Annotated in this window: 21 protein-coding genes; 13 read left to right on the top strand and 8 right to left on the bottom strand. The window is 68.7% G+C overall.

Translation table 11 applies throughout. From position 1 onward, the window contains the following. The first annotated feature begins 27 nt into the window (after positions 1–27). Positions 28–984, top strand: a complete 957-nt coding sequence (locus JTE92_RS00550) for a DUF1177 domain-containing protein (RefSeq protein WP_063237755.1) — start codon at positions 28–30, stop codon at positions 982–984. A 10-nt stretch (positions 985–994) separates the two neighbouring features. Here the strand turns inward: JTE92_RS00550 and JTE92_RS00545 are convergent, their stop codons facing one another. Further along, positions 995–1975 (bottom strand): DedA family protein/thiosulfate sulfurtransferase GlpE, encoded by a 981-nt coding sequence (locus JTE92_RS00545; protein WP_063237754.1) that lies wholly within the window; start codon positions 1973–1975, stop codon positions 995–997. Between the two features lie 347 nt (positions 1976–2322). Between JTE92_RS00545 and kdgD the strand changes: the two genes are divergently transcribed. Then, positions 2323–3237 carry a 5-dehydro-4-deoxyglucarate dehydratase gene (gene kdgD / locus JTE92_RS00540; protein WP_063237753.1) on the top strand — a complete coding sequence of 305 codons (915 nt, stop codon included), beginning with the start codon at positions 2323–2325 and terminating at the stop codon, positions 3235–3237. Between the two features lie 103 nt (positions 3238–3340). Beyond that, the gene (locus JTE92_RS00535; RefSeq protein ID WP_063237751.1) at positions 3341–4867 is read left to right on the top strand and encodes an aldehyde dehydrogenase (NADP(+)); all 1527 of its coding nucleotides are present in this window, start codon (positions 3341–3343) and stop codon (positions 4865–4867) included. Between the two features lie 322 nt (positions 4868–5189). Here JTE92_RS00535 and JTE92_RS00530 read toward each other — a convergent pair whose 3' ends face one another. The 3 genes from JTE92_RS00530 to gudD all read right to left on the bottom strand — a co-directional run bounded on the left by JTE92_RS00530 (position 5190) and on the right by gudD (position 8749). Next, the gene (locus JTE92_RS00530) at positions 5190–6200 is read right to left on the bottom strand and encodes a Bug family tripartite tricarboxylate transporter substrate binding protein (RefSeq protein ID WP_063237750.1); all 1011 of its coding nucleotides are present in this window, start codon (positions 6198–6200) and stop codon (positions 5190–5192) included. Positions 6201–6304: 104 nt separating this feature from the next. Continuing rightward, complete coding sequence (locus tag JTE92_RS00525; RefSeq protein WP_063237749.1) at positions 6305–7330, bottom strand: Bug family tripartite tricarboxylate transporter substrate binding protein; 1026 nt, start codon at positions 7328–7330, stop codon at positions 6305–6307. A gap of 45 nt (positions 7331–7375) precedes the next feature. Further along, positions 7376–8749, bottom strand: coding sequence for a glucarate dehydratase (gene gudD / locus JTE92_RS00520; protein WP_063237748.1), 1374 nt, complete (start codon positions 8747–8749; stop codon positions 7376–7378). A gap of 112 nt (positions 8750–8861) precedes the next feature. On the opposite strand from gudD, the gene JTE92_RS00515 reads away from it, so the two are divergent. Then, entirely contained in the window at positions 8862–9662 is an 801-nt protein-coding gene (locus JTE92_RS00515) for a FadR/GntR family transcriptional regulator (protein WP_063237746.1), read from the top strand. Between the two features lie 83 nt (positions 9663–9745). On the opposite strand, the gene JTE92_RS00510 is transcribed toward JTE92_RS00515, so the two are convergent. After that, positions 9746–10375 (bottom strand): response regulator transcription factor, encoded by a 630-nt coding sequence (locus JTE92_RS00510; RefSeq protein WP_063237745.1) that lies wholly within the window; start codon positions 10373–10375, stop codon positions 9746–9748. Positions 10376–10629: 254 nt separating this feature from the next. Between JTE92_RS00510 and fusA the strand changes: the two genes are divergently transcribed. After that, positions 10630–12738: an elongation factor G gene (gene fusA, locus JTE92_RS00505; RefSeq protein ID WP_063237744.1), complete on the top strand. Its 2109-nt coding sequence runs from the start codon at positions 10630–10632 to the stop codon at positions 12736–12738. Positions 12739–12823: 85 nt separating this feature from the next. On the opposite strand, the gene JTE92_RS00500 is transcribed toward fusA, so the two are convergent. Continuing rightward, positions 12824–13846 carry a DUF1338 domain-containing protein gene (locus tag JTE92_RS00500; RefSeq protein WP_063237742.1) on the bottom strand — a complete coding sequence of 341 codons (1023 nt, stop codon included), beginning with the start codon at positions 13844–13846 and terminating at the stop codon, positions 12824–12826. Positions 13847–14033: 187 nt separating this feature from the next. On the opposite strand from JTE92_RS00500, the gene JTE92_RS00495 reads away from it, so the two are divergent. The 6 genes from JTE92_RS00495 (at position 14034) to JTE92_RS00470 (ending at position 22893) form a co-directional block, all read left to right on the top strand. After that, positions 14034–14969, top strand: a complete 936-nt coding sequence (locus JTE92_RS00495; protein WP_063237741.1) for a LysR substrate-binding domain-containing protein — start codon at positions 14034–14036, stop codon at positions 14967–14969. Between the two features lie 423 nt (positions 14970–15392). Then, positions 15393–16478: a porin gene (locus JTE92_RS00490; protein ID WP_063237740.1), complete on the top strand. Its 1086-nt coding sequence runs from the start codon at positions 15393–15395 to the stop codon at positions 16476–16478. Between the two features lie 172 nt (positions 16479–16650). Further along, positions 16651–17076 carry a PRC-barrel domain-containing protein gene (locus JTE92_RS00485; RefSeq protein ID WP_063237738.1) on the top strand — a complete coding sequence of 142 codons (426 nt, stop codon included), beginning with the start codon at positions 16651–16653 and terminating at the stop codon, positions 17074–17076. A 91-nt stretch (positions 17077–17167) separates the two neighbouring features. Further along, positions 17168–21532 (top strand): response regulator, encoded by a 4365-nt coding sequence (locus JTE92_RS00480; protein ID WP_371136892.1) that lies wholly within the window; start codon positions 17168–17170, stop codon positions 21530–21532. A 544-nt stretch (positions 21533–22076) separates the two neighbouring features. Then, positions 22077–22550: a ferric iron uptake transcriptional regulator gene (gene fur / locus JTE92_RS00475; RefSeq protein WP_232353397.1), complete on the top strand. Its 474-nt coding sequence runs from the start codon at positions 22077–22079 to the stop codon at positions 22548–22550. Between the two features lie 55 nt (positions 22551–22605). After that, a complete protein-coding gene (locus tag JTE92_RS00470) occupies positions 22606–22893 on the top strand; it encodes a hypothetical protein (RefSeq protein ID WP_063237737.1) in 288 nt (95 codons plus the stop codon). A gap of 4 nt (positions 22894–22897) precedes the next feature. Here the strand turns inward: JTE92_RS00470 and JTE92_RS00465 are convergent, their stop codons facing one another. Next, positions 22898–23824, bottom strand: a complete 927-nt coding sequence (locus JTE92_RS00465; protein WP_063237736.1) for a DMT family transporter — start codon at positions 23822–23824, stop codon at positions 22898–22900. 532 nt (positions 23825–24356) lie between these two features. Between JTE92_RS00465 and JTE92_RS00460 the strand changes: the two genes are divergently transcribed. Beyond that, on the top strand, positions 24357–24677 hold the full coding sequence (locus tag JTE92_RS00460) for a PadR family transcriptional regulator (protein WP_063237734.1): 321 nt from the start codon (positions 24357–24359) through the stop codon (positions 24675–24677). A gap of 81 nt (positions 24678–24758) precedes the next feature. On the opposite strand, the gene JTE92_RS00455 is transcribed toward JTE92_RS00460, so the two are convergent. After that, complete coding sequence (locus JTE92_RS00455; protein ID WP_063237733.1) at positions 24759–25145, bottom strand: hypothetical protein; 387 nt, start codon at positions 25143–25145, stop codon at positions 24759–24761. Positions 25146–25582: 437 nt separating this feature from the next. On the opposite strand from JTE92_RS00455, the gene JTE92_RS00450 reads away from it, so the two are divergent. Further along, positions 25583–25933, top strand: a complete 351-nt coding sequence (locus tag JTE92_RS00450) for a four-helix bundle copper-binding protein (RefSeq protein WP_063237732.1) — start codon at positions 25583–25585, stop codon at positions 25931–25933. Positions 25934–26003 lie beyond the last annotated feature (70 nt).

Raw genomic sequence — 26003 nt, 5'->3', positions numbered from 1 at the left:
GGCCGGGCACATCATCTGGAGAAAGCCATGGCCCTGCAGCAGACGCTGGTCATTCACGAAGCCCTGGACAGCCCGCACGCCAACGGTGCGGTCGTCAGCGAACTGTTCGCGCCCTACGCCGGCGCCGGCGTGACCGTGCAAGTCACCACGGTCAACAACGCGCCGCCCGAGAACACCGCCAACACCACCGACTTCATCACCATCGTGATCCCCGGCAGCGCCGGCAAGCGCGGCGGCGGCAAGGCGCCGACGCTAGGCGTGATCGGCCGCAACGGCGCCATCGGCGCGCGTCCGGAACTGGTTGGCCTGGTGTCCGATGCGGACGGCCCGATCGGCTGCCTGGCGGTGGCGCTGAAGCTGGCGCAGATGAAGGCGCGCGGCGACCACCTGCAAGGCGACGTGATCGTGACCACGCACCTGTCGACCGATGTCTCGATGGTGCCGCACGACCCGGTGCCGTTCATGGGCATGCCGGTGTCCTCCGACACCATGAACGACTACCAGGTGCTGCCGGAAATGGATGCGATCCTGTCGATCGATGCGTCCAAGGGCAACAGCATCATCAAGCACCGCGGCTTTGCCATCTCGCCGACGGCGATGCAGGGCTATATCCTGCGCGTGGCGCCGGACCTGGTGGCGACGATGGAATCGACCACCGGCTGCCCGGCGGTGACCTTCCCGATCTCGCTGCAGGACATCACGCCGTACCACAACGGCCTGTACCACTTCAACAGCATCATGCAGCCGCACGTCGCCACGGCGGCGCCGGTGGTGGGCGTGGCCGTGACCGCGCAGTCGGTGGTGTCAGGCAGCGCCACCTCGGCCAACCACGAGATCGATATCGCCGAGGCGGTGCGCTTCTGCGTGGAGGTGGCCAAGCGCTTCGGCGCCGGTAAGTGCCAGTTCTTCAATGCCGCCGAGTGGGAGAAGATCCGCGCGATCTATCCGGACCTGTCGGTATTCCAGACCGCGGGCAAGCGCTGAGGCTTGCGGCTCAGCGTGCCGTCGCCTTGCCCGGATCGGGATGCGTGACGGCAGGCGGCACGGTCTCGCCGTGCCGCCGCTTCCATTCGTCAAAGCCCCCGGCCAGCGCCCAGGTCCTGGGGTAGCCGGCAACGCGCAGGCGTTCGGCCAGCAGCGCCGCGGACATCTCGTGCGGGCAGGCGCAATAGACCACGATGTCGGCCTCGGCGGGCGGCACGCCCAGCGCGTCGAGGCTGTCGAGCGCGCCCTGCATGTCGAGCACCATCGAGCCGGGGATGCGCTCCATCGGCATGTCGCCATGGGCCCTCACGTCGATCACGACGGGCAGCGTGCCGGCCACGCGGCGCGATTCCAGTTCATCCACGCTCATGCGCGGTACGCGCCTGGTGATGCGCAGCAGCCGGAAGCGGCGCCACGAGCGCCATGCCAGGAACACCAGGAATGCCCCCACCACCGCCACCACGGCCATATGGCCGTAGGTGCTGAAGCCTTCCAGGATGGCATCGATGAAGTCGCTGAACACCACGCCGATCAGCAGGCCGCTGCCCGCCCATACTAGCGCGCCGATCGCGTCATAGAACAGGAACACCGGCAACGGCGTGCCGGTCATGCCGGCCATCGCGGTGGACAGCGCGCCGGCACCGGGCAGCAGTTTCGCGACCACCAGCGAGCGCGGCCCCACGCGCAGGTACAGCGACTGGGTCTGGCGGATGCAGGTATCGGGCGAGATCGATACCTTGCAGATGGTGCGCAGCATCGGCTGCCCCAGCCGGCGGCCGGCGAAGTACCAGCCGGTATCGGCGATCAGGCAGGCGACGATCACCGCGGCCAGCACCGCGCCGATCGACGGACCGGTTTCCTGCATGCCGAGCGCGCCGGCGACGAACAGCATCGGGTACGCCGGCACCGGCAGCCCCGCCTGTTCAACCAGCACGTTCAGGAATACCAGCATCAGCCCGTGGTTTTCCAGCAAGGCTTGCAACTCTCCCACCGTGTTCTCTCCCTTGGTTCAGGGTGCCAGTGTGCCAGCCGGCCGCGGCCAATGCACGGGGTGGCTTTGCATGGACGTATCAAAATTATTGACTATCCGTCACCTACGTTGTCCTACAACCCGATAACACTCAGTTGTCATGGCGCAGTGTGGATCCGTCTTCTTCCAACGCGCTTACTGCGGCCCACGCGCGCCGTCTCCGCCTCCCGGTAAACCCGGGGCCAGTTCTACCCTATTGCCTTTGCCGGGTCATTGTCGTACGATGACTGATAACTCGGATGACCTGCCGCCAGGCAGGTCGCCGCCGTCACCACCCTGGGCCCCGCCGGCCCGATCAGGATTTCGCAATGCTCGCACCCAACGAACTCAAGCAGATCGTCTCCGAAGGCCTGCTGTCCTTTCCCATCACCGACTTCGACGCCAAGGGCGACTTCAACGCGAAGTCCTATGCCGCCCGCCTGGAATGGCTGGCGCCGTACGGTGCCACCGCACTGTTCGCCGCCGGCGGCACCGGCGAGTTCTTCTCGCTGACCCCGGCCGACTACACCGCCGTGGTCGACACCGCGGTCAGGACCTGCGCCGGCAAGGTGCCCATCCTGGCCGGCGCAGGCGGCCCGACCCGCACCGCCATCGCCTATGCGCAGGAAGCCCAGCGCCTGGGCGCGGCCGGCGTGCTGCTGCTGCCGCACTACCTGACCGAAGCCAGCCAGGACGGCATCGCCGCCCACGTGGAAGAGGTCTGCAAGTCGGTCGACATCGGCGTGATCGTCTACAACCGCGCCAACTCCAAACTGAACGCCGAGCAGCTGTCCCGCCTGGCCGACCGTTGCCCCAACCTGATCGGCTTCAAGGACGGCGTGGGCGACATCGAAGCCATGGTCAGCATCCGCCGCAAGCTGGGCGACCGCTTCTCGTACCTGGGCGGCCTGCCCACGGCCGAGGTCTACGCCGCCGCCTACAAGGCGCTGGGCGTGCCGGTGTACTCGTCGGCGGTGTTCAACTTCATCCCGAAGACCGCGATGGACTTCTACCGCGCTATCGCCGCGGACGACCAGGAGACGGTGGGCCGCCTGATCGACAACTTCTTCCTGCCGTACCTGGCCATCCGCAACCGCAAGGCCGGCTATGCCGTGAGCATCGTCAAGGCCGGCGCCCGCATCGTCGGCCGCGACGGCGGCCCGGTGCGCGCGCCGCTGACCGACCTGACCGGCGAAGAGATGGAAATGCTGGGCACGCTGATCAACAAGCTCGGCCCGCAGTAATCCGTCCTGCCATTGCATCGCGACAGGCCGGCCGCGGGGCACTTTGCCCCCCGGCCGGCCTGTCCTCTTCTGCCACATTCACACGCTGACAAGGAATCCTTCCATGCACATCACCGGCGACATGCTGATTGGCGCGCAAGCCGTGCGCGGCGCGCAATCGACGCTGCAGGCTATCAACCCCTCCACGGGTGAAGTCCTGGGCCCCGACTTCCACGGCGGCGGCCAGGCCGACGTCGAGCGCGCCTGCGCGCTGGCCGAAGCGGCCTTCGATACCTATCGCCATACCTCGTCCGAGCAGCGCGCGGCGTTCCTGGAAGCGATCGCCGCCGGCATCGAGGCGCTGGGCGACACGCTGATCGAGCGCGCGCACCAGGAAAGCGGCCTGCCGGTCGCGCGCCTGCAGGGCGAGCGCGGCCGCACCGCCGGCCAGCTGCGCCTATTCGCCACCGTACTGCGCGAGGGCCGCTGGCAAGGCGCCACCTTCGACGCCGCGCTGCCCGAGCGCACCCCGCCGCGCCCCGACCTGCGCATGCAGCGCATCGCCATTGGGCCGGTGGCCGTGTTTGGCGCGAGCAACTTTCCGCTGGCCTTCTCCGTGGCCGGCGGCGACACGGCCTCGGCGCTGGCCGCCGGTTGCCCGGTGGTGGTCAAGGCGCACTCCGCGCACCTGGGTACGTCCGAACTGGTCGGCCGCGTGATCCAGAAGGCCGTGCAGGACGCCGGCCTGCCGGAAGGCGTGTTCTCGCTGCTGGTGGGCGCGGGCAATATTGTCGGCACGGCGCTGGTGTCGCATCCCGCGATCCAGGCGGTCGGCTTTACCGGCTCGCGTTCGGGTGGCATGGCCCTGATGCAGGCGGCCAACGCACGCCCGCAGCCGATTCCCGTGTATGCCGAGATGAGCAGCATCAACCCGGTGTTCCTGCTGCCTGCGGCACTGCAGGCGCGCGGCGCCGAGATCGGCCGCCAGCTGGTCGATTCGCTGGTGCTGGGCGTGGGCCAGTTCTGCACCAACCCCGGCCTGGTGATCGGCATCGAAGGCCCGGCGCTGGACCAGTTCCGTGCCGCGGCGCTCGACGCGCTGGGCGGCAAGCCGGCCGCGACCATGCTGACGCCGGGCATCCATGCCGCCTATGAAAAGGGCGTGGCGCAGCTGTCGTCGCTGGATGGCCTGCAGCGCATTGGCGACGGCGTTGCCGCCACGGGTGTCAACCAGGCCCGACCGGTGATGTTCGAAACCACCGCCGCGCAGTTCGTGGCCGACCACCGCATGCAGGCCGAGGTGTTCGGCCCGTCGACCGTGCTGGTGGTGTGCCGCGACCTGGAAGAGGTGCTGGCGCTGGCCAACCAGCTCGAAGGCCAACTGACCGCTACGATGCAGCTCGACGATGCCGACCACGAGGCCGCACGCCGACTGCTGCCGGTGCTGGAGCGCAAGTCCGGGCGCGTGCTGTGCAACGGCTATCCGACCGGGGTGGAGGTGGCTTATGCCATGGTGCATGGCGGCCCGTTCCCAGCCACGTCGGACGTGCGTTCGACCTCGGTTGGGGCCACGGCGATCGATCGCTTCCTGCGGCCGGTCTGCTACCAGAACCTGCCGCAGGGGTTGCTGCCGGCGGCGCTGCGGGGATAAGCGCAACACCTGCAGTGATGAGCCCCGCCTTGTGCGTAATGCCGTTCAGTTAAGGCATCAAACACTACCGTCATTCCCGCGAAGGCGGGAATCCAGCGTCTTCACGTCCCCTTGGGGATCACGTCCCCTTCGGGGACGAAGTCACTGGGTTCCCGCCTACGCGGGAACGACGGTGGTTAACTGAACGGCATTACCGCCTTGTGCGGGGTTTTTTGTTTTGAGAAGCCAGCGCAAAAAAGAGAAGCGGCCCGCGTTCTCACGCGGGCCGCTTCTCGCTCATCGCGTCGAAGCGCCCTGCCTGGGCGCTCCGATCCCTGCCTGGTCAAGCCTCCAGCTTGATCCCCGCCTGCTTCACCACCCCCGCCCAGCGCGCCTGTTCGGCCACGAAGAACTTGCCGGTCTCGGCCGGCGTCATCGTCACCACTTCAGCCCCCTGCGCCACCAGTTGCGAACGCAGCTCCGGCGCGCGGATGATCTTGATCAGCTCGGCGTTCAGCCGCGTCACCAGCGCATCCGGCATGCTGGCCGGCGCCATCACGCCCTGCCACGTGCCCGACTCGAAGTTGGGCACGCCCTGCTCGGCAATGGTCGGCACGTTCTGCAGCAGCGGCATGCGCGTGCGCTTGGATTGGGCGATCAGCTTGAGCTTGCCCGACTGCACATGCGGCAGCGTGGCCAGCATGCCGTTCATCAGCACCTGCGCGCTGCCGCCCACGGTGTCCGCAATCGCCTGCGAGCCACCCTTGTACGGCACGTATTGCCACTTTGCGCCAGTGGCCTGTTCCACCGCCACGCCGGCCAGGTGCGGCGCGCTGCCGATCGCGGTCACGGCAAAGTTCAGCTGGCTGCGCCTGGACAGCTCGACCAGTTCCTTCACGCTGCTGACCTGCACCGACGGATGCACCACCAGCAGGTGCGGCGAGTAAGCCAGCATCGTCACCGGCTTCAGGTCCTTGGCGATATTGAAGCTGAGCTTGGTATAGACCGACGGGCTGATCGCCAGCGCGCCGATATCGCACAGCATCAGCGTGTGGTTGTCGGTCGCCTGCGCAACCATGGCCGCGCCGACGTTGCCGTTGGCGCCCGGCTTGTTGTCGACCACCACGGACTGGCCCAGCGCTTCGCCCAGTTGCTTGCTGATCAGCCGCGCGATGATGTCGGACGAACCGCCGGCGGTGTACGGCACCACCAGGCGGATCGGGCGCGTCGGCCACGCCTGTTGGGCGGCATGGGCAACGTTGGTGCCGGTGGCCAGCCCGGCCAGCGGGCCGGCGGCGATGCCCGCGGCCAGCGCGGAAGTCTGCTTGAGGAAGATGCGGCGTCCCTGGGTCATGCTATGTCTCCGTTGTTGTTGCAGGTGCGCCGGCGCGGCACGGTGGTCGTGCGGCGGCCGGCGCTGTCGGTGTATTGGTCAGGTGCGGTCGATGCTTGTTGCGCTCAGTCGAGCACGATGCGGCCCTTCTCGATCACGGTCTTCCAGCGTTGCAGTTCCTGCGCTTCAAACTGGCTGAATTGCTCGGGCGTATTCGCCACCACCTCGAAGCCGTTCTCCGACAGCTTCTGGCGCATCTTCGGATCGTTCAGCGCGCCGACCAGCGCGCCGTGCAGGCGCGTCTTCACGTCGGCGGGCAGCCCGCGCGGCGCGGCCACGCCCTGCCAGGAATAGACCTCGACTTCCTTGACGCCGGCCTCCGCCATGGTCGGCACGTCGGGCAGCACGGCCGGGCGCTTGTCCGCCGTCACCGCCAGCGCCTTGAGCTTGCCGGTGCGGATGTGCTGCAGCACCGCGTTGATATTCTGGAACGACACGTCCACCTGGCCGGCGAGCAGGTCGGAGATGGCCGGCGCACCGCCCTTGTACGGCACGTGCAGGCCGTCGGTGCCGGTCTTCTGCCAGAACAGCGCCGCGGTCAGGTGGTCGGACGAGCCCGCGCCGGACGAGGCAAAGCTGACCTTGCCCGGGTTCTTCTTCATGTGCGCCACCAGTTCCTGCACGTTGTTTGCCGGGAACTGCGGATTGACCACCAGCACGTTGGGCGCGCGCACCGCCACCGTCAGCAGGTCGAAGTCCTTGACCGGGTCGTAGCCCAGGTTCTTCTGCAGGAACGGGTTGACGGCGAAGACGCCGATCGACGCCACCAGCATGGTGTAGCCGTCCGCCGGCGCGCGCTTGACGAAGGTCGCACCGATGGCGCCGGTCGCGCCGGGCTTGTTGTCGACCACGAAGGGCTGGCCCAGCTTCTCGTTGAGCGGCGCCGTCAGCATGCGCGCGATGGTGTCGGTGGAGCCGCCCGCGGGGAATGGCACCACCACCGAAACCGGGCGCTGCGGCCAGTCCTGCGCGGCGCGGGCGTTGCCGGCCGCCAGCGCGGCCAGCGCCGCGACCGTCAGCACCGAGCCGGCTGCAACCGCGCGCAGCCAGTCTTGCAGGCGCAGCGCGCCCGTGCGTTGGAAGGGATACATCGTTGTCTCCTGCTCTGTCTTGTCGATATCGGACTGCCGTCCGGTTTAGCGCACCATGCAGGGCGCCTTGTTGTTGAACTGCCAGCCGGGGATCAGGAACTGCATGGCGATGGCGTCGTCGCGCGCGCCCAGGCCCTTGCTCCGGTACAGCGCATGGGCGCGGCCCAGCGCGTCCATGTCGAGCTCCACGCCCAGCCCCGGCGTCTTCGGCACCTGCACCAGGCCGTTCTCGATCTTCAGCGGCGCCCTGGTCAGGTTCTCGCCGTCCTGCCAGATCCAGTGCGTGTCGATAGCGGTGACGCGGCCCGGCGCGGCGGCGGCCACGTGGGTGAACATCGCCAGCGAGATATCGAAGTGGTTGTTCGAGTGCGAGCCCCAGGTCAGGCCCCATTCGGCGCACATCTGCGCCACGCGCACCGAACCCTGCATGGTCCAGAAGTGCGGGTCGGCCAGCGGGATGTCGACCGACTGCAGGCGCACCGCGTGGCCCATCTGGCGCCAGTCGGTGGCAATCATGTTGGTCGCCGTGGGCAGGCCGGTGGCAGTACGGAACTCGGCCATCACTTCGCGGCCGGAATAGCCGTCCTCGGCGCCGCACGGGTCTTCGGCGTAGGCCAGCACGCCGCGTTTGTCGCGGCACAGGCGCACGGCCTCGGCCAGCGACCAGGCGCCGTTGGGGTCGAGCGTGATGCGCGCCTTCGGGAAGCGCTCGGCCAGTGCCAGGATCGCCTGCATTTCTTCTTCGCCGCGCAGCACGCCGCCCTTGAGCTTGAAGTCGTTGAAGCCATAGCGCTCGTACGCGGCCTCGGCCAGGCGGACGACCGCCTCCGGCGTCATCGCCACTTCGTTGCGCAGGCGGAACCAGGCGTTGTCGGCATCGGCTTCGGTGCGGTAGTCCAGCGTGGTGCGCTGGCGGTCGCCGACATAGAACAGGTAGCCCAGCATCTCGACGGCGTCGCGCTGCTGGCCTTCGCCCAGCAGTGCCGCCACCGGCACCTCCAGGTGCTGGCCGAGCAGGTCGAGCAGCGCCGCTTCCAGTGCGGTGACGGCGTGGATGGTGATGCGCAGGTCGAAGGTCTGCAGGCCGCGGCCGCCGGCGTCGCGGCTGGCGAAGGTGGCGCGCACGCGGTTCAGGATGGCCTGGTATTGGCCGATGGGCTGCCCGACCAGCAGCGGGCGGGCGTCTTCCAGCGTCTGGCGGATGCCTTCTCCGCCCGGCACTTCGCCCACGCCGGTGTGGCCGGCGCTGTCGCGCAGGATCACGATATTGCGCGTGAAGTACGGGCCATGGGCGCCGGACAGGTTCATCAGCATGCTGTCGTGCCCGGCCACGGGCACCACGGTGAGTTCGGTCACCACGGGGGTCTGGCCGGCACCGGCGTATGTGGCGGGGGCGGCGGAAGTGGCGGGATGGGTCATTCGGGTCTGGTCTCCGGCATTACTATGTTATCGGTCATCGTATGACTGATAACCCAGTATAATGAGGGTATCTTGAACCGGTCAAGTCCGGGAAACCCCGCCCGTATCCGCCATGCCTACCGCACGCAACCCTGCCCTGTCCGACCCGCTTGCCGCTGCCGGCGGCGCGCCCAACGCCGCTGCGGCCGTGCCGTTACGCCGCCGCGGCCGCACCCTGGCCGAGGAAGTGGTGCAGGCGCTCTCCGAAGAGATCCGCCAGGGCCAGCTCAAGCCCGGCGACAAGCTGCCGACCGAATCGGAAATCATGGCGACACAGGGCGTCAGCCGCACCGTGGTGCGCGAGGCCTTGTCGCGGCTGCAGGCCAGCGGCCTGGTCGAGACCCGCCACGGCATCGGCACGTTCGTGCTGGCGCGCGCCGCGGAAGCGCCGTCGCCGTTCCGCATCGGCCCGGATACGCTGGGCACCGCGATCGATGTGATGGCGATGCTGGAATTCCGCGTCAGCCTGGAGGCAGAGGCTGCCGGACTGGCCGCCGCGCGCCACAGCAACGCCCAACTGGCCGCCATGCGCCAGGCGCTGGACGAGCTCAAGCGCAATACCGGGGCCGGCAGCGACGCGGTGGACAGCGATTTTGCCTTCCACCTGGCCATCGCCCGCGCCACCGGCAACCGCTACTTCACCGATATCATGGGCCACCTGGGCACCATGCTGATCCCGCGCAGCCGGCTGCAGGTCAATACGCCGGAACGCGAGCAGTATTTGGAGCGGGTCCAGTTCGAGCACGAGAACATCTACGACGCGATCGAGCGCCGCGACCCGGACGCGGCCAAGGCGGCGATGCGCATGCACCTGACCAACAGCCGCGAGCGGCTGCGCAAGGCGTCGGGCTCCGGCAGCGCGCAGCCGGCCTGAGGCCCGGACGCGCGGACGCCCCGCGGGGCGTCTGTGGGGCGCCCCCAGTCATACGATGTCCGAACAACTGCCGTTGCCAGCGTCTACAAGGCGAGGTGGCAGCGGCGCGCGAAGTCGACCAGTTCCACCAGCGACGACACCTGCAGCTTGGCCATGATGCGCGCCTTGTAGCTGCTGACGGTCTTGTTGCTGATAAACAGGCTGGCACTGATGGCCTTGTACGACATGCCGCGCGCCAGCATCTGCAGCACCACCAGTTCCTTGTCGGAAAGCCGGCGCAGCATCTCGTCGTCGGCGGAAACGGCATGGCGCGAGCCGCCATCCCGCCCCATCGCGGGGAACACCGTGTAGCCGGCCAGCACAGACTCGACCGCGCGCAGGATTTCCTTCAGGTCCTGCGTCTTGCTGACAAAGCCCTGCGCGCCGACCTGCCACGCGCGGCTGACGAACACCGCCGGGTCGAGCGCCGTCACCACCAGCAGGCGCACCTGCGGATGGATCGCCCGCAGGCGCGGCGCCACGTCGAGGCCGCTCGAGCGCGGAATGTCGAGATCGAGCAGCACGAGGTCGGGCATGCGCGCGCGCACCAGATCGAGCGCGCTTTGCCCGTTGTCGGCCTCGAGCACTTCATCGACGCCGAGCAGCTGCAGCAGGTGGGTCTTGAGAATCAGCCGCATCGCCGGGTGGTCGTCAACGATCAGGATGGTGGTCATGCGTCGGTTCGCGTGAATGGGTATGTCGGCGCATCGGCCGGCGCGATGCAGCCCCAGTATAGGGATGCACGGCGGCGCGCAGGATGGGAGGATTCCGCAAGACATTGCAGCTCGTCCCTAGGCTCGCCTCAGACGCCGCGCACCGGGTTGCATGCACGACCGCGCGCCGCGCGCGCGCCCCTGCGGGAGGCAGGGACAACGGCAAGGGTCCAGTGGTGCTACTCTATTCCGGAGGTGTCACCCAGGAGAACACTGTGCCCCGCAAGACCCCCATCGAGCGCTACCGCAACATCGGCATCAGCGCGCATATCGACGCCGGCAAGACCACGACGACCGAACGCATCCTGTTCTACACGGGCGTCAACCACAAGCTGGGCGAAGTGCACGATGGCGCTGCCACCATGGACTGGATGGAGCAGGAGCAGGAGCGTGGCATCACCATCACGTCGGCTGCCACCACCGCCTTCTGGAAAGGCATGGCCGGCAATTACCCCGAACACCGTATCAACATCATCGATACGCCGGGACACGTCGACTTCACCATCGAAGTCGAGCGCTCGATGCGCGTGCTCGACGGCGCCTGCATGGTCTACGATGCGGTCGGCGGCGTGCAGCCGCAATCCGAGACGGTCTGGCGCCAGGCCAACAAGTACGCGGTGCCGCGCATCGCCTTCGTCAACAAGATGGACCGCGTCGGCGCGGACTTCTTCCGCGTGCAGGCGCAGATCGCCGACCGCCTCAAGGGGCGCGCCGTGCCGATCCAGATCCCGCTCGGCGCCGAAGACCATTTCCTGGGCGTGATCGACCTGGTCAAGATGAAGGCCATCGTCTGGGACGATGCCAGCCAGGGCGTTCGCTTCGAGTACCGGGAGATCCCTGCCGAGCTGCTGCCGACCGCGCAGGCCTGGCGCGACAAGATGGTCGAAGCCGCCGCCGAGGCCGACGAGGCGCTGCTCGAGCGCTACCTGTCGGGTGAAGCGCTGACCGAAGAGCAGATCAAGCGAGGCCTGCGCAAGCGCACCATCGCCAACGAGATCGTGCCGATGCTGTGCGGCAGCGCCTTCAAGAACAAGGGCGTGCAGAGCATGCTCGATGCGGTCATCGACTACCTGCCCTCGCCCGCGGACGTGCCGGCCATCCTCGGCCACACCGAGGACGACCGCGAGGCCGAGCGCCATCCGAGCGACGACGAGCCGTTCTCGGCGCTGGCGTTCAAGATCATGACCGACCCCTTCGTCGGCCAGCTGATCTTCTTCCGCGTGTATTCGGGCGTGGTCAATTCCGGTGACACCGTCTACAACCCGCTCAAGGCCAAGCGCGAGCGGCTCGGCCGCATCCTGCAGATGCATGCCAACGTGCGCCAGGAGATCAAGGAAGTGCGCGCCGGCGACATCGCCGCGGCGGTCGGACTGAAGGAGGCAACCACCGGCGATACGCTGTGCGACCCGGACAAGGTCATCATCCTGGAGCGCATGAGCTTCCCCGAACCCGTGATCTCGCAGGCGGTGGAGCCCAGGACCAAGGCCGACCAGGAAAAGATGGGCATGGCGCTGAACCGCCTGGCGCAGGAGGACCCGTCGTTCCGCGTGAACACCGACGAGGAATCCGGCCAGACCATCATCTCGGGCATGGGCGAGCTGCACCTGGAAATCCTGGTCGAGCGCATGCGCCGCGAGTTCAACGTGGAAGCGTCGGTGGGCAAGCCGCAGGTGGCTTACCGCGAGACCATCCGCCAGCCGGTCAAGGACGTGGAAGGCAAGTTCATCAAGCAGTCCGGCGGCCGCGGCCAGTACGGCCACGTGGTGCTGAACCTCGAGCCGATGCCGCACGGTGCCGGGTACGAATTCGTCGACGCGATCAAGGGCGGCGTGGTGCCGCGCGAGTTTATCCCGGCGGTGGACAAGGGCATCCGCGAGACCTTGCAGGCGGGCGTGCTGGCCGGCTATCCGGTGGTGGACATCAAGGCCACGCTGGTGTTCGGCTCGTACCACGACGTCGACTCGAACGAGAATGCCTTCCGCATGGCGGGCTCGATGGCGTTCAAGGAAGGCATGCGCCGGGCCCGGCCGGCGCTGCTGGAGCCGATGATGGCGGTCGAGGTCGAAACGCCTGAGGAGTTCACCGGCAACGTGATGGGCGACCTGTCGTCACGCCGCGGCATGGTGCACGGCATGGACGACATTGCCGGTGGCGGCGGCAAGATCGTGCGCGCCGAAGTGCCGCTGGCGACGATGTTCGGCTACTCGACCACGCTGCGCTCGCTGACGCAGGGCCGTGCGACGTTCACCATGGAGTTCAAGCACTATGCCGAGGCACCGGCCAACGTCGCCGAAGCGGTGATTTCGGCGAAGAAGCTGGGCTAGCGATGGTTCGCTCCCCTCTTCCGCTTGCGGGAGAGGGTGAGGGAGCACACAGTCTGCGGAACCGAAGCTGTCCGCTGGTCCGCGCTCAGCACGCCGCCGCAGTCATCCTGAAAATCCCCTGCGCATTGCCCGCGTCAAACCCGAGGTCATAGCGCTGCGGCGCCGCTTGCGCTTCGGCGAAGCGCTCGCGCGTGATGAACTCGTAGAACGATCCCGGCACCTCGCGCTCGACGGCCTCGCCCTGCGCACCGACGAACGTGCGGCGCACGGTATCGGCGCGGAACGCCGTCTGCCTGACGCGCCCGCTGCCCGACACCTCGACCTTGTCCTTCATCGGCCGGCCCAGCCGCTTCTGCTGCTCGGCCAGCGCGAACACGTCGTCGACGCGGTCGGTGGCGTGGTTGAAGGCATTGCCTTCGGTGGCGATCCACGCCATCTCGGCCGATTCACGCAGCAGCGCTTCGTAGTCAGCCAGCCGCGGCGCGGCGTGCTGGCGCTCGAAGCAAGGCACCAGCAGGCCGACCAGTTCGGCGCCGTCGGCCACTGCCAGCGCGCCGTCGCGCTCCAGTTGCCACAGCAGCGTCTGCGCGCGCGGCGTCAGCGGATCGGCGGAGCTGCCGGTCACGCGGCTGACCGCGGCGCGGAAATCTTCGCTGAAGCGCTCGGGATGGAATTCGCTGACGAAGAACTGGGCAATGTCCTCGGGTGCGTCGGCGTGCGCGTACGAGCGCCCGGTCATGCCGATGCGGTCGAGCGGATAGGTGCCGTTGAGCACGTAGCCCAGCGGCCGCAGGATGCGGGTAAAGGCGGCCTCGCCTTCGGGCAGCGCGCCGTTGTCGCGCCACTTGACCGTGCGCAGCGCGCCGTGGTCGAAGGTGACCTTGCCGCCGGCGGCGGCGACGTCGTCGGTGTAGGCGCGGCCGGTCGGCACGCGTTCCAGGATGCCGCCGAACAGCACCATGTTCAGCGCCTGGGCGATCTCGGCGCGGGTGGCGCGACCGTGTGGGTCCTGGGGCAGGCTGGCCGGCAGCGTGACCAGCGACATCAATTGCGCGGCGCGGGTGGCGCCGACGTTGGCGGTGAGGAGCGAGGAGATATTGGATGACATGGGCGCGTGGAAGTGGGCTGGACCGGCTTCCGCCCCGGCGGGCGATACGGCAACGATCCGCGGGGCAGGATAGTGGCCCGCGCCGCCCGCGCACAAGCGCGCATTGCGCACAACGTTGTGCGCGCGGCGCACGACCTCCGGTGCCGCGCCGCTGTTTATACTGTCGGACTTCCTTCCCCGCCGTCCCATGAGAAACGACATCCCCAACCTGGGCGCGCTGCAGGCCTTCGAGGCCTCGGCACGGCTGGGCAGCTTTACCCGCGCCGCGGCCGAGCTGGCGCTGACGCACAGCGCGGTGGGGCGGCAGGTGGCGCAGCTCGAGCAACGCCTGGGCGTGGCGCTGTTCACCCGCGTGCGGCGGCGCCTGGAACTGACCGAGACCGGGCGCGAGTACGCCGCGCGCATCCGCCGGCACCTGGACCACCTGCAGCGCGACACGCTGGAAATCAGCACCGGCCGCGCCATGGGCTACACGCTGGAACTCGCGGTGGTCCCCACCTTCGCCACGCAGTGGCTGATCCCGCGGCTGCCGGATTTTGCGCGGCGCCATCCCAACGTCACCGTCAACCTGTCGGCGCGCTCGCAGCCGTTTTCGTTCCAGGAGTGCGCCTACGACGCCGCCATCTATTTCGGCGACCAGTTCTGGCCCGGCACGCGCGGCGGCATGATCTTCCGCGAGGGCGGCATGGTGCCGGTGTGCAGCCCGGCCTTCCTTGCCGATCATGCCGACCATGCCGGCCATCCCGTCACCGATGCCGCCGGCCTGGCACGCTGCCGCCACCTGCACCTGAGCACGCGCGCCAACGCCTGGCGCGACTGGTACGCGGCGCAGGGCTGGGACTTCAGCCTGGCGGCCTCGCGCGGGCCGCGCTATGAGCTGTTCACGATGATGACGGCCGCCGCCGCCGCGGGGCTCGGCATCGGCCTGGCGCCGCGGCTGCTGATCGAGCGCGAGCTGCAGACCGGGCAGCTGGTGACGCCGCTGGCCGGCATGCTGGACGAGCACCAGGGCTACTACTTCGCCTATCCCGAGGGCCGGCCGGAATCGGAGGCACTGGCGGCGTTCCGTGGCTGGATCCTGGGCCTGTCGCGCGACATGCCGGCCGCCTCTTCCGAAGGCTGACGCAACCCTCCAGCGCGGCGCCAGATAAATCACTTTTTCGGGGTGGCCGCGCGGACAAGGTAAACTAGCGCCTGTTCGCCGCCCCGGGGCCGACCCGGGACCAGCCTGATACATCACGCCGGCAAATGCCGGCGCGACCGCGAAGCGGGCGCCGGCGAACCTGCCCCATGGCCTTCGGGCCGCCCCCGCGTGTACTGCCGACAGTGCCGCACCTGGCTTGCCCGGCCCCGCTGCCGGCATTCGCCGCCTCCTGGCTTCGCCGCCCGCTTCGCCCTTCGCCCGGGCCGTGCGTACCCATGCGCACGCCCGATGACGACCCGCGCGTTCCCCCGCGCGCGACTGGAACCCACAGGCTCGCAGGCCTGCCCGGATCCATGCCGGTGCCGCCGCGCCCGGCCGGAATCCGCCTTCCGGAGGAAATCCATGCGCAAGACAGCCAGCTCCTGGCTGCTGGCGGCCGGACTGTTGTCCGCCGCCGCCCCATCTGCCCACGCCGAGCCAGGCGTGACCCTGTACGGCATCGTCAGCTCCGCCGTGCGCTATACGTCCAACCTGGACGGACACCACAACGACCAGGCCGCGCTGGTCTCCGGCGGCCTGGTCGGCAGCCGCTTCGGCCTGAAGGGCGACGAGGACCTGGGAGGCGGCAACCGCGCGCTGTTCCAGTTCGAGGCCGGCATCGGCAGCGACGACGGCCGCGCGAGCTACAACGCGCTGTTCGGCCGCCAGGCCTTCGTCGGCCTGAGCGGCGCCTGGGGCAGCCTGACCGTCGGGCGCCAGTACAACGCGCTGAACAATATCGGCTGGGCCTTCGACCCGCTGGCGCAGGGCTGGGGCAATTTCTGGTCCGATCCGCTGTATATCGGCGGCGACATCTTCTTCCAGGACTACCGCATCGACAACAGCGTGGTCTACAAGCGCGCCATCGGCCCGCTGACCGTGCAGCTGGACTACGGCGTGGGCGAGCAGCGCGGCAGCCTGGCCCGCGGCACCACCCTGGGCGGCGGGGTGATGTACCAGCAGGGTGCGCTCGCGCTGGGCGCGGCCTATGACCAGCGCAAGAGCGACGACGGCGGCAATACCGTGCGCAACTACTCGGTCGGCGGTTCGTACGCATTCGGCAAGGCCACCGCCTACCTCGGCCATATGGGCCGGCGTGAGTCGGCCGGCGACGCGCGCTTCAATATCGCCTTTGCCGGGCTGGGCTACCAGCTCACGCCGGCGCTGCACCTGTCGGGGGCCTACTACCGCTACTGGCAGGGCGGCAACGTGACCACGCAATTCCAGGACGTGCCGGCGCTGCTCGGCAGCGGCAACGCCGACAGCATTGCCGTGGTCGCCGACTACGCGCTGTCCAGACGCACCAGCGTGTACGTGGAGGCGGACGCCGTGCATGCCCGCGGCGGCGCGGTCGGCCGCGAGACCGAATACTGGGCCGGCACCCCGGCCGCCGGCGTGGACAGCAGCACGCGCGTGGGCGTCATGCTGGGGATGCGCCACCAGTTCTGAGCGCGGCCGTCCCGGCGCGCATTTTTGCAAAGCCGGCGCGAAAGAATTACCTTGCCACGCGCCCTGCGCTGCGGGACGGCCCTGGATGGCTTGGCGCGGCGCCGCTTGCGTTGCAGGCATGGTCATTGCGCACGACCCATGTTCCTGCATTCACTGGAACAAGGAGCCCAACATGCAAACCCAAACTCCCAGCAGTCAAGGCGCGGCCATCGTCGGTTCGGGCGTGGGCGAAGGCCCCGGCCCGGAAGTCATGGCGGCATCCAGCCTGGACGGCACCAAGGCGTACTCGTCGGACGGCGAACACGTCGGCACGATCTCCGAGATCATGCTGGACGTGCCGCACGGCCGCATCGCCTACGCGGTGCTGAAAGCCGGCGGCTTTCTCGGCATCGGCGATACGCTGCACGCCATCCCGTGGAACGCCCTGGTGATGGACACCGACGAGAAGTGCTTCCGGATCGGTGTGACAGCGGATCGCATCAAGTCCGCGCCCGGCTTCAACAAGGACAGCTGGCCGGCCATGGCCGATCCGCAGTGGGGCAGGTCGCTGCACGAGTACTACGGGCGCGACCCGTACTGGGTGAGCCCGCCGCTGTAGTCCCCGGCGCAGGCTTGCATTGCGCCACCAGGCTGGGCAAAGTCTTGCGAGACGCGCGCGGTGCAATGCCGGCGCGGCTCGGGAGACCACCATGAGCAAACCCGACGGCACCGCGCCGCAAGCGTCCGACGCGGCCAGCGGCAGTGCCTGCCCAGACATGCCTGGCTTCCTGGCCGGGGGCGGCGAGATGGGCGCGCTGATCCGCGCGCACGAATGGGCCGCTACGCCGCTGGGGCCGCCCCAGGCATGGCCGCACAGCCTGAAGACGGCCATGCGCATCATGCTGACCTCGCGCCAGCCGATCTGGATCGGCTGGGGCGAGGCGCTGCATTTCTTCTACAACGACGCCTACCAATCGATCATCGGCGGCAAGCACCCCGGCGCGCTGGGCCAGCCGACCGCGGTCGTCTGGCGCGAACTCTGGCCGGAAATCAGCCCCCTGCTCGACACCGCGATGACCCGCGCCGAGGGAAGCTTCGTCGAGCAGAAGCTGCTGATCATGGAGCGCAACGGGTATCCGGAAGAGACCTACTACACCTTTTCGTACAGCCCCGTGCCGAACGACCACGGCGGCACCGGCGGCATCATCTGCGCCAACAGCGACGATACGGAGCGCGTGCTGGCCGAGCGGCAACTGAACGTGCTGCGCGACGTGGCCGCAGCGGCCACCGACGCGCGCTCGTGGCGCGAGGCGTGCGAGCGCACCATGGGCGCGCTGGCATCGGACCCGCGCGACATCGTCTTCGCGCTGCTCTACATCGCCGAGCCTGGCGCCGCCGAGCTGCAGCGCGTGGTCGCGAGCGGCATCGATGCTGCCCACCCCGCCGCACCGCCCGCCATCCCGCTCGAAGGTGTAACGCCGTGGCCGGTGGCCGAGGTCCTGCAACAGCAACAGCCGGCACTGATCGAGCATTTGGCGACGCGCTTTGCCGCGCCGCTGCCCGCCGGCGCATGGAGCGTGCCCACGGACGCGGCCGCGGTGATCCCGGTGGTCCCCTCTGGCAGCGCCTCGCACCGCGGCGTGCTGGTGGTCGGACTGAACCCGTACCGGCTGTTCGGCGAGCGCTACCGCAGCTTCCTGAACCTCGTGGCCGGCCAGATCGGCGCGGCCATGCATTCGGCCCAGGCCTACGAGGAAGCACGCAAGCGTGCCGAGGCGCTGGCCGAGATCGACCGCGCCAAGACCACCTTCTTCTCCAACATCAGCCATGAGTTCCGCACCCCGCTGACGCTGATGCTGGGGCCGCTCGAAGAACTGCTGCGGCGCGCCGGCGCCGGCGGCGGCAGCGCCGGCGACGAACAACGCTCGCTGCTGGAGATGACCCACCGCAGCGGCATGCGCCTGCTCAAGCTGGTCAATGCGCTGCTCGACTTCTCGCGCATCGAGGCCGGCCGCATCCGCATGCGGCGCCGGCCCACCGACCTCGCGGCCTTCACCGCCGATCTCGCCTCGCTGTTCCGTGCCAGTGTCGAGAGCGCCGGCATGTCGCTGCAGGTGGAATGCGAAGCGCTGCCGCAGCCGGTGGCGGTGGACCGCGACATGTGGGAGACCATCGTGCTGAACCTGGTCTCCAATGCGTTCAAGTTCACGTTTGCCGGCGGCATCACCGTCAGCGTCGCGGCGCAGGGGGACAACGCGGTGCTGCGCGTGCGCGACACCGGCATCGGCATTCCGGCCGGCGAGTTGCCGCGCATCTTCGAGCGCTTCCATCGCGTCGAAGGCGCGCAGGGCCGTTCGATCGAAGGCAGCGGCATCGGCCTGGCGCTGGTGCAGGAACTGGTGCGCCTGCATGGCGGCACCGTCGAGGTCGACAGCGTGCAGGGCCAGGGTGCCTGCTTCACCGTCACGCTGCCAAGGGTAGGCGCCGACGACGAGCAGGCGGATCCCGCGGCGGCGCCCGCGGCCAGCAGTGCGCAGGCCCGCGCCTACGTGGACGCGGCGCTGCGCTGGCCATATGCCGAGGCGCCGGCGATGGCCCTGGCCGCAGAGGACGGGCAATACAGCCGGCAGGACTGGCACGACCGCCAGCCGCCGGCGCCCGACGGCGAAGCGGCTGTGGCCGCCACCGTGCTGGTGGTGGACGACAACGACGACGTGCGCGACTACATGCGCCGGCTGCTGAACGCCGCCGGCCATCGCGTCGAGGTGGCGCCCGACGGCGAAGCCGCGCTCGAGGTGGCGCGCCGCCAGCAGCCCGCGCTGATCGTGTCGGACGTGATGATGCCCCGGCTCGACGGCTTCGGCCTGGTGCAGGCCGTGCGCGCGGACCCGGTGCTGCGCGACACGCCGGTGCTGCTGCTGTCGGCGCGCGCCGGCGAGGAAGCGCGCGTGAGCGGCCTGGGCTCGGGCGCCGACGATTACCTGGTCAAGCCTTTCTCGGCCCGCGAATTGCTGGCGCGCGTGGCCAGCAACCTGCGGCTGTCGGAGCTGCGGCGTGCCACCGAGCGCCGCCTGCAGGACCTCAATGCTTCGCTCGAGCGGCGCATCGCGCAGGCCGTGACCGACCATGACCGGCTCTGGGAACTGAGCGAAGACCTGCTGATCGTGGCCGGCTTCGATGGCACGTTGCAGCGCGTCAGCCCGGCCTGGACCCGCACGCTTGGCCATGCCCCGCACGAGGCGCTGGGCCGGCCTTACCTGTCGTTCATCTATCCGGACGACCTGGTGCTGGTAACCGCGCGGCTCGCGGCGCTGCGCCACGACGGCACGCCGGTGCGTTTCGAATGCCGCCAGCCGCGCGCCGACGGCACGCTGCGCTGGCTGGCCTGGACGTTGACGGTGGACCCGTCCAACGGCCATCTTCACGGCATCGGCCGTGACGTGACCGGCGACCGCGAGGTCCAGGCGGCACTGCGCCATGCCGAAGAGGCCCTGCGCACGGCGCAGAAGATGGAAGCCATCGGCAAGCTGACCGGCGGCGTCGCCCATGACTTCAACAACCTGCTGCAGGTGATCGGCGGCAACCTGCAGCTGCTGGCGCGCGACCTGTCCGGCAACACCGACGCCGCGCCCCGGCTGCGCAATGCGCTGGCCGGCGTGGCCCGCGGCGCCAAGCTGTCGTCGCAGCTGCTGGCATTCGGGCGGCGCCAGCCGCTGGCCCCGCGCGTGGTCAACCTGGGCCGGCTGGCGCGCACGCTGGACGACATGCTGCGGCGCGCGCTGGGCGACGGCATCGAGATCGAGACCGTGGTCGCCGACGGCCTGTGGAACACGCTGGTCGATCCGTTCCAGGTCGAGAACGCGCTGCTGAACCTGGCGATCAACGCGCGCGACGCCATGCATGGCCAGGGCCGCCTGACCATCGAGGCGCGCAACACGTGGCTCGACGAGGCGCTGGAAGAGCCGCCGCACGGACGCGCGCCGCGGCCGGCGGCGCAGTATGTGCTGCTGGCGGTCACCGACACCGGCACCGGCATGACACCCGAGGTGCAGGAACATGTGTTCGAGCCGTTCTTCACCACCAAGCCCGAAGGCCAGGGCACGGGCCTGGGCCTGAGCATGGTGTATGGCTTTATCCGCCAGTCGGACGGCCATGTGAAGATCGTGAGCAAGCCCGGCCGCGGCACCACGGTGAAGCTCTACCTGCCGCGCGTGAACATGGCCGAGGATCCCGATGCCGAACCCGATACGGACCGCGCGCGCGGCGGCGGCGAAACGGTGCTGGTGGTCGAAGACGACGAGGACGTGCGCGCCACGGTGGTCGAGATGCTGGCCAGCCTGGGCTACCACGTGCTGCGCGCGCGCGATGCGCAGGGTGCGCTGGCCATTGTCGAGCGGGGCGTGCACATCGACCTGCTGTTCAGCGACGTGGTGATGCCAGGGCCGTTGCGCAGCACCGAACTGGCCGACAAGGTGCGCGAGCTGCTGCCGGGCATCGCGGTGCTGTTCACCTCGGGCTACACCGACAGCATCATCGTGCATGGCGGCAGGCTGGATCCCGGCGTGGAACTGCTCAGCAAGCCCTATAGGCATGAAGCGCTGGCGCGCAAGGTCCGCCATGTGCTGGCCAACCGGGAACAGCGTGCCGCGGCGGCGGCGGGTGTGGCGGCCGCCCGCCGTGCGCCGAGTGATCAGGGCACGCGCGTGCTGTGCGTCGACGACGACGCGCTGGTGCGCGCCAGCACGGCGGAACTGCTGCGCGCCTGCGGCGCCGAGGTGACCGAGGCGCAGAGCGACATCGAGGCGCTGGCCCTGCTTGCCGCCGGCAGGTTCGACCTGCTGCTGACCGATGTCGCGCTGCACGGCGGCGCCGGCGGCTCGGGTGTGGACCTGGCGCTGGCCGCACGCCAGCGCCAGCCGCGGCTGCGGGTGGTGTTTGCCACCGGCTATCCGCTGGCGCTGACACCGGCCCAGCACCAGGCACTGGGCGACGCGGCGGTGCTGCGCAAGCCGTATGCGCCGCAGGCGCTGCTGGATCTGCTGCAAGGCGCCGGCCCCGGAAGCCCGGGGCGATAGGCCGCTTCGATGCCTAGGCAACCGCAATCCAAAAAAAATACATCCGCCTGCTAAAATTTTCCTTGTAATGAGATCGATTCCCATTTAACATTCGATCACTGCCTGACGCACGGTGCTTCACCAGCCAGGCAGCCCGGCCAGCACCGAGGCCGCCGCGGCAGGCGGCAGTGCCCCGAAATACTGGCAGGCACAGAAATTTCCGGACGCCGCAACGTGGCCATCCCACGCGGCATCCGACACCGACTTTTGTGGGGACCGCTCCGTCACGCGGAGCGTTTGGCAGTAGCCAGTCTTCGGAAGATCGGGAAAGCAACCAGACCCCGCTTTCCCGATCGCGTCTTCCGGAGGCAAGCCAGGCCGCCTTTTTATTCAGCGCGTCGTGCAGGCACGGCGCGCCGCCAGGAATGCCGGCGCTGCGCGCGGCCGGGTCCTGGCGCTCCAGCCTGACTATCCGCCAAGCCATCGACGCCGCCCGTGCGCGGCGCCGGGCACGGTGCCGTCCTGCCCGACGCGGGGCAACAGCAGCATCCCAATGTCATCCGCCATGTCATCCGAACGGTCCAGCCCGATCCACCTCAAACGCGCCGGCCTGAAGGCCACCTCGCCGCGAATGCGGATCCTTGAAGTGTTCCGCACCAGCGCACAGCGCCATCTCAGTGCGGAAGATGTCTATCGCATCCTGCTGACCCAGGACGAGGATGCGGGTTTGTCGACCGTGTACCGGGTGCTTAACCAGCTGGTGCAGGCCGACATCCTGCTGCGCCACACCTTCGAGTCCGACCATGCCGTGTTCGAACTCAACGAAGGCGGCCACCATGATCACCTGATCTGCGTTGCCTGCGGCCGCGTGGAAGAGTTCCGCGACGAAAGCATCGAGCAGCGCCAGCGCCAGGTAGCCGCCGACAACGCCTTTATATTGCGCGAGCACATGCTGGTGCTGTACGGCGTCTGCCCCGGGTGCCGTGCCAGTGAACCGGACGAGACGCTCATGTCCGCGGCTCGGCCCACGCAAGCCTGAGCACGCCCGAGGTCCGCATTTGGAGCATCGATGCCGCGCCCTGACGGAGCCATTCATGGAGCGCCTGACCAAGCCGCTATCCGAACTGAAACGCCTGCTCAGCGTGTACCTGAGACAGGAACCCGGCTGCCATGACTGCCAGCTGCGGGCGGTATGCGTGCACCGGCCCGACCACACCGGCTGCAACTGGAGTGCCGAGGTCGATTTCCCCGAACGCACCGAAGCCGACGCCATCCGTCATTGGCGCCAGGCGCGCCGCGTCGTGATGATGGTGCGGGAGCAGTACAACGTCGCCGCGGGAGCGGGAGCCGGAGCGGCGGCGCCCTCAAGGGCGGCTTGCTGACCGCTCAGCGCTTCGCGGCCGCCCGCGCCGCCGCAGCCGCTGGCACGTCGGCCGCCACTGGCCGCAACACCAGCCACACCGCCAGGCCGATCAGCGCGCCGCCCACGGCGTGGGCCCACGACAGCGCTTCGCTCAGGAACAGCGCGCCCCAGACAATGCCGAACGGCGGAATCAGGAAGGTCACGGTCAGCGAGCGCACCGGGCCAAGGTCGGCAATCAGCCGGTAGTAGAGGATGTAGGCCAGCGCCGTGCAGAGCACGCCAACGCCCGCCATGGCCCACCACACCCCGGCGCCGGCATCGGGCAGCGTGTTATGGCGCCACAGCGCAGCCGCGCAAAACGGCAGCAGGAACAGCGTCGCGCCGACCATGCTGCCGGCCGCGACCAGGCGGCTGTCCAGGCCGCCGCGCTCGGTGATCCAGCGCCGCGCCAGGAAGCCGGACAGGCCGTAGCAGGCGGTCGCCGCCAGGCAAGCCAGCGCGCCTAGCAGCAACTCGGTCGAGAACGTGACCGGGCCGGTACGCGTCAGCACCGCCACGCCGGCCACCCCCAGCATCACGCCCAGCACCTTGGCGAGGGTGAGCCGTTCGGAAAAGGCCAGCGCGCCAATCACGACGCCCATCAGCGGCGTTATGGCATTGAACACCGCTGAATAGCCCGCCGGCAGCCACAGCGCCGCCACCGCGTACATGGTGAACGGAATGCCCGAATTGATGACGCCCAGCATAAGGACCGCCGGCCATTTGCCGCGCATGTCCCAGCGCAGGCCCAGCAAAGGCAGGCACGCAGCCAGCGTGACGGCGGCGATGAGCACGCGCAGGAAGGCCGCCGGCATCGGACCGAGCACCGGCGCGCCGATACGGATAAACAGGAAGCTGGCGCCCCAGATGGCGGCCAGCGCAAGCAGGCGTACAAGATCGGCGGGTTTCATGGAAGGCGTGGCGTGCTGCGTCACTGCAGCAAGATGGGGTATCGCGATTGGACGTCGGTGGCAGGACGGATGCAAGCCGGATCCGGACGTCTGCATTTTTTCATATGCGATGCATGCCACACCTGCGTCGTCGCTTTTTCGCTGCAGTTGACGGATCTACCTCACCTTGATACGCCATTTTGGGCACAATGACGAACAATTTCCCCGCGTTCCTTTCGAACTGCCTGCACCCATACCCCACCGTAGGAGGGGGGCTGAAACAGACAGATGACAATCAGTATTCAATTAAATTAAACTCTGGTCTGCGCCAGAGTTAATTGACCCCTCCGACGCATTCCCGACAAGCCGCCAGGAACCCTGGCGGCTTCTTTTTTTTGCTCGCGCCGATAAAGCGGACGATCAGTCGTATCTGACGCGATAAAATCCCGGCACCGGCACCGCTGCTGCGTTTGCCGGCACAACGTCTGCAAACCCGAACATCCAGCACGCCACCGCGTCAACCGCCGGGACGGCTGCCGCGTTGCCAGATTTCATGAAACGACAGTTCCTGGGCCTGCTTGCCCGCGTCTACGTCCTGCAATTTGCCCTGGAAGTCCCCGCCACGGTGGCCATGCTCGCCGACATGCTGCTGCAGTATGGCTTCCAGGTCGACATCGGCACCGTGCGCCCCCTGCTGCGCACCCTTCAGATGGAGGGCTATCTCGAAAGCGTGTTGCGCGACGGCATCGGCCGGGTCTACCAGCTGACCGAGCGTGGCCGCGAGGAACTGGCGGCCAGCCGCCAGCACATCGACGAACTGCACCGCCGCCTGCACGCCGAGCTGCCCACCCCCGACACGCCGCGCGAAGCCTGATCGGTCCGCACGCTCCCTGCGCCCCAACCGAGACTGAGCGTACCCGTTTCTGCGGGGGCGACCACGCGGGCCGGCGGTCCGTCAATGCAGCGTGCCGCCGGGCTTGCCGGGCACGGCGCCGGCAGTTTCCGCAGCGCTGCCCTCCGGCTCGAACGGGACATGGCGCCCGTCGCTGGACTGGTAGCCAAGCTGGGCGTCGGCGCCCAGCATTTTTTCCCAGGCGATCATGGCCTGCGCCACGGCTTCCGGCGCGCCCTTGAACACCACCACGTCGTTGCCGCAGCTGGGGCATTCCCCGCCGAACACGGCGTCGATGCCGGGCAGGCCCGGCACGTCGAGGGTGTCGAACTGCTTGAACGCAGTCTTGCAGTGCCCGCAGACCAGCTGCGCGGGGCGCAAGGCCTCGATCTTCGCGCGCGCCTGTGCCGCACGCTCTTCGGGGGTGCCCCGTCTCTTTGCCTCGCCCATGATGTCCTTCCTTCCCTTGCTGCCGGTGTGCTTGCCCCGGCGCGGCCACGGCGGCCGCGCGGGTGCGGTGTGTTATTGGGTGGCCGCCTGGCGGCCTGTCGCATGCCCGGCCGGAGCCTGGGCGCGCGGCATTTTTTCTGCGGTTTCCTGTTAGATGCGGTTCGGGGGACGGTGGTGCCCGACGACCGCACCGGGTGCCGGGCACGATACCCGCGCCCTCTCATCCGGAACGCCTCGCGCAGGCGGCATTGTAACCAGCACGGCGCTGCAAGTACCGGGCCCGCAGGATCGACTTTCGCCTGCTATTGTGGATAACGATGCCCCGTGACGGCGCCTTTGCGGCGCCCGCATCACCGCGGGCATGCACGGGACCGCGCCCGCCGGCCACACGCCGGCATTCACGGTTCCATCCACCTACCCCCGAAGGAGGATGCTCGATGATCCGACCCACCGTGCAGGAAAACGCCGCCCGCTACGCCGACTGTATCGCCGCGTGCAACGCCTGTGCCGCCGCTGCGCTGAAATGCGCCGCGGCCTGCCTGGAAGAGCAGGAGGTGCGCAAGATGGCGCGCTGCATCGCGCTGGACATGGACGTCGCCGGCATCGCGCAGCTTGCCGCCTCCTACATGCTGCGCAACAGCGAGTTCGCGCCGCTGGTCTGCGAGGACTGCGCCGAAGTCTGCAAGTGGTGCAAGGAAGAATGCGAGCGCCATGACGCCGAGCACTGCCAGGAGTGCGCGCGGGCCTGCGCGGTCTGCATGGAGCAGTGCCTCAAGATGACGGCATAGCCGCGCCCCCCGGCCCGCCGCGCCGGCCGCATTGCGCTCATTGCGGCTATCCCGGCGGACAGCATGGACT

Source organism: Cupriavidus oxalaticus (assembly GCF_016894385.1).
Classification (GTDB): Bacteria; Pseudomonadota; Gammaproteobacteria; order Burkholderiales; family Burkholderiaceae; genus Cupriavidus; species Cupriavidus oxalaticus.
Note: the sequence above shows the minus strand (reverse complement) of the source record. Positions and strands in the feature narration are given on the sequence as shown.

What these genes read in the sequence shown, in the direction of transcription:
- JTE92_RS00550 (WP_063237755.1), top strand. Translation starts at nt 28, where the DNA reads ATGGCCCTGCAGCAGACGCTGGTCATTCACGAAGCCCTGGACAGCCCG.
- kdgD (WP_063237753.1), top strand. Translation starts at nt 2,323, where the DNA reads ATGCTCGCACCCAACGAACTCAAGCAGATCGTCTCCGAAGGCCTGCTG.
- JTE92_RS00535 (WP_063237751.1), top strand. Translation starts at nt 3,341, where the DNA reads ATGCACATCACCGGCGACATGCTGATTGGCGCGCAAGCCGTGCGCGGC.
- JTE92_RS00530 (WP_063237750.1), bottom strand. Translation starts at nt 6,200, where the DNA reads ATGACCCAGGGACGCCGCATCTTCCTCAAGCAGACTTCCGCGCTGGCC.
- JTE92_RS00525 (WP_063237749.1), bottom strand. Translation starts at nt 7,330, where the DNA reads ATGTATCCCTTCCAACGCACGGGCGCGCTGCGCCTGCAAGACTGGCTG.
- gudD (WP_063237748.1), bottom strand. Translation starts at nt 8,749, where the DNA reads ATGACCCATCCCGCCACTTCCGCCGCCCCCGCCACATACGCCGGTGCC.
- JTE92_RS00515 (WP_063237746.1), top strand. Translation starts at nt 8,862, where the DNA reads ATGCCTACCGCACGCAACCCTGCCCTGTCCGACCCGCTTGCCGCTGCC.
- JTE92_RS00510 (WP_063237745.1), bottom strand. Translation starts at nt 10,375, where the DNA reads ATGACCACCATCCTGATCGTTGACGACCACCCGGCGATGCGGCTGATT.
- JTE92_RS00500 (WP_063237742.1), bottom strand. Translation starts at nt 13,846, where the DNA reads ATGTCATCCAATATCTCCTCGCTCCTCACCGCCAACGTCGGCGCCACC.
- JTE92_RS00495 (WP_063237741.1), top strand. Translation starts at nt 14,034, where the DNA reads ATGAGAAACGACATCCCCAACCTGGGCGCGCTGCAGGCCTTCGAGGCC.
- JTE92_RS00490 (WP_063237740.1), top strand. Translation starts at nt 15,393, where the DNA reads ATGCGCAAGACAGCCAGCTCCTGGCTGCTGGCGGCCGGACTGTTGTCC.
- JTE92_RS00485 (WP_063237738.1), top strand. Translation starts at nt 16,651, where the DNA reads ATGCAAACCCAAACTCCCAGCAGTCAAGGCGCGGCCATCGTCGGTTCG.
- JTE92_RS00480 (WP_371136892.1), top strand. Translation starts at nt 17,168, where the DNA reads ATGAGCAAACCCGACGGCACCGCGCCGCAAGCGTCCGACGCGGCCAGC.
- fur (WP_232353397.1), top strand. Translation starts at nt 22,077, where the DNA reads ATGTCATCCGAACGGTCCAGCCCGATCCACCTCAAACGCGCCGGCCTG.
- JTE92_RS00470 (WP_063237737.1), top strand. Translation starts at nt 22,606, where the DNA reads ATGGAGCGCCTGACCAAGCCGCTATCCGAACTGAAACGCCTGCTCAGC.
- JTE92_RS00465 (WP_063237736.1), bottom strand. Translation starts at nt 23,824, where the DNA reads ATGAAACCCGCCGATCTTGTACGCCTGCTTGCGCTGGCCGCCATCTGG.
- JTE92_RS00460 (WP_063237734.1), top strand. Translation starts at nt 24,357, where the DNA reads ATGAAACGACAGTTCCTGGGCCTGCTTGCCCGCGTCTACGTCCTGCAA.
- JTE92_RS00455 (WP_063237733.1), bottom strand. Translation starts at nt 25,145, where the DNA reads ATGGGCGAGGCAAAGAGACGGGGCACCCCCGAAGAGCGTGCGGCACAG.
- JTE92_RS00450 (WP_063237732.1), top strand. Translation starts at nt 25,583, where the DNA reads ATGATCCGACCCACCGTGCAGGAAAACGCCGCCCGCTACGCCGACTGT.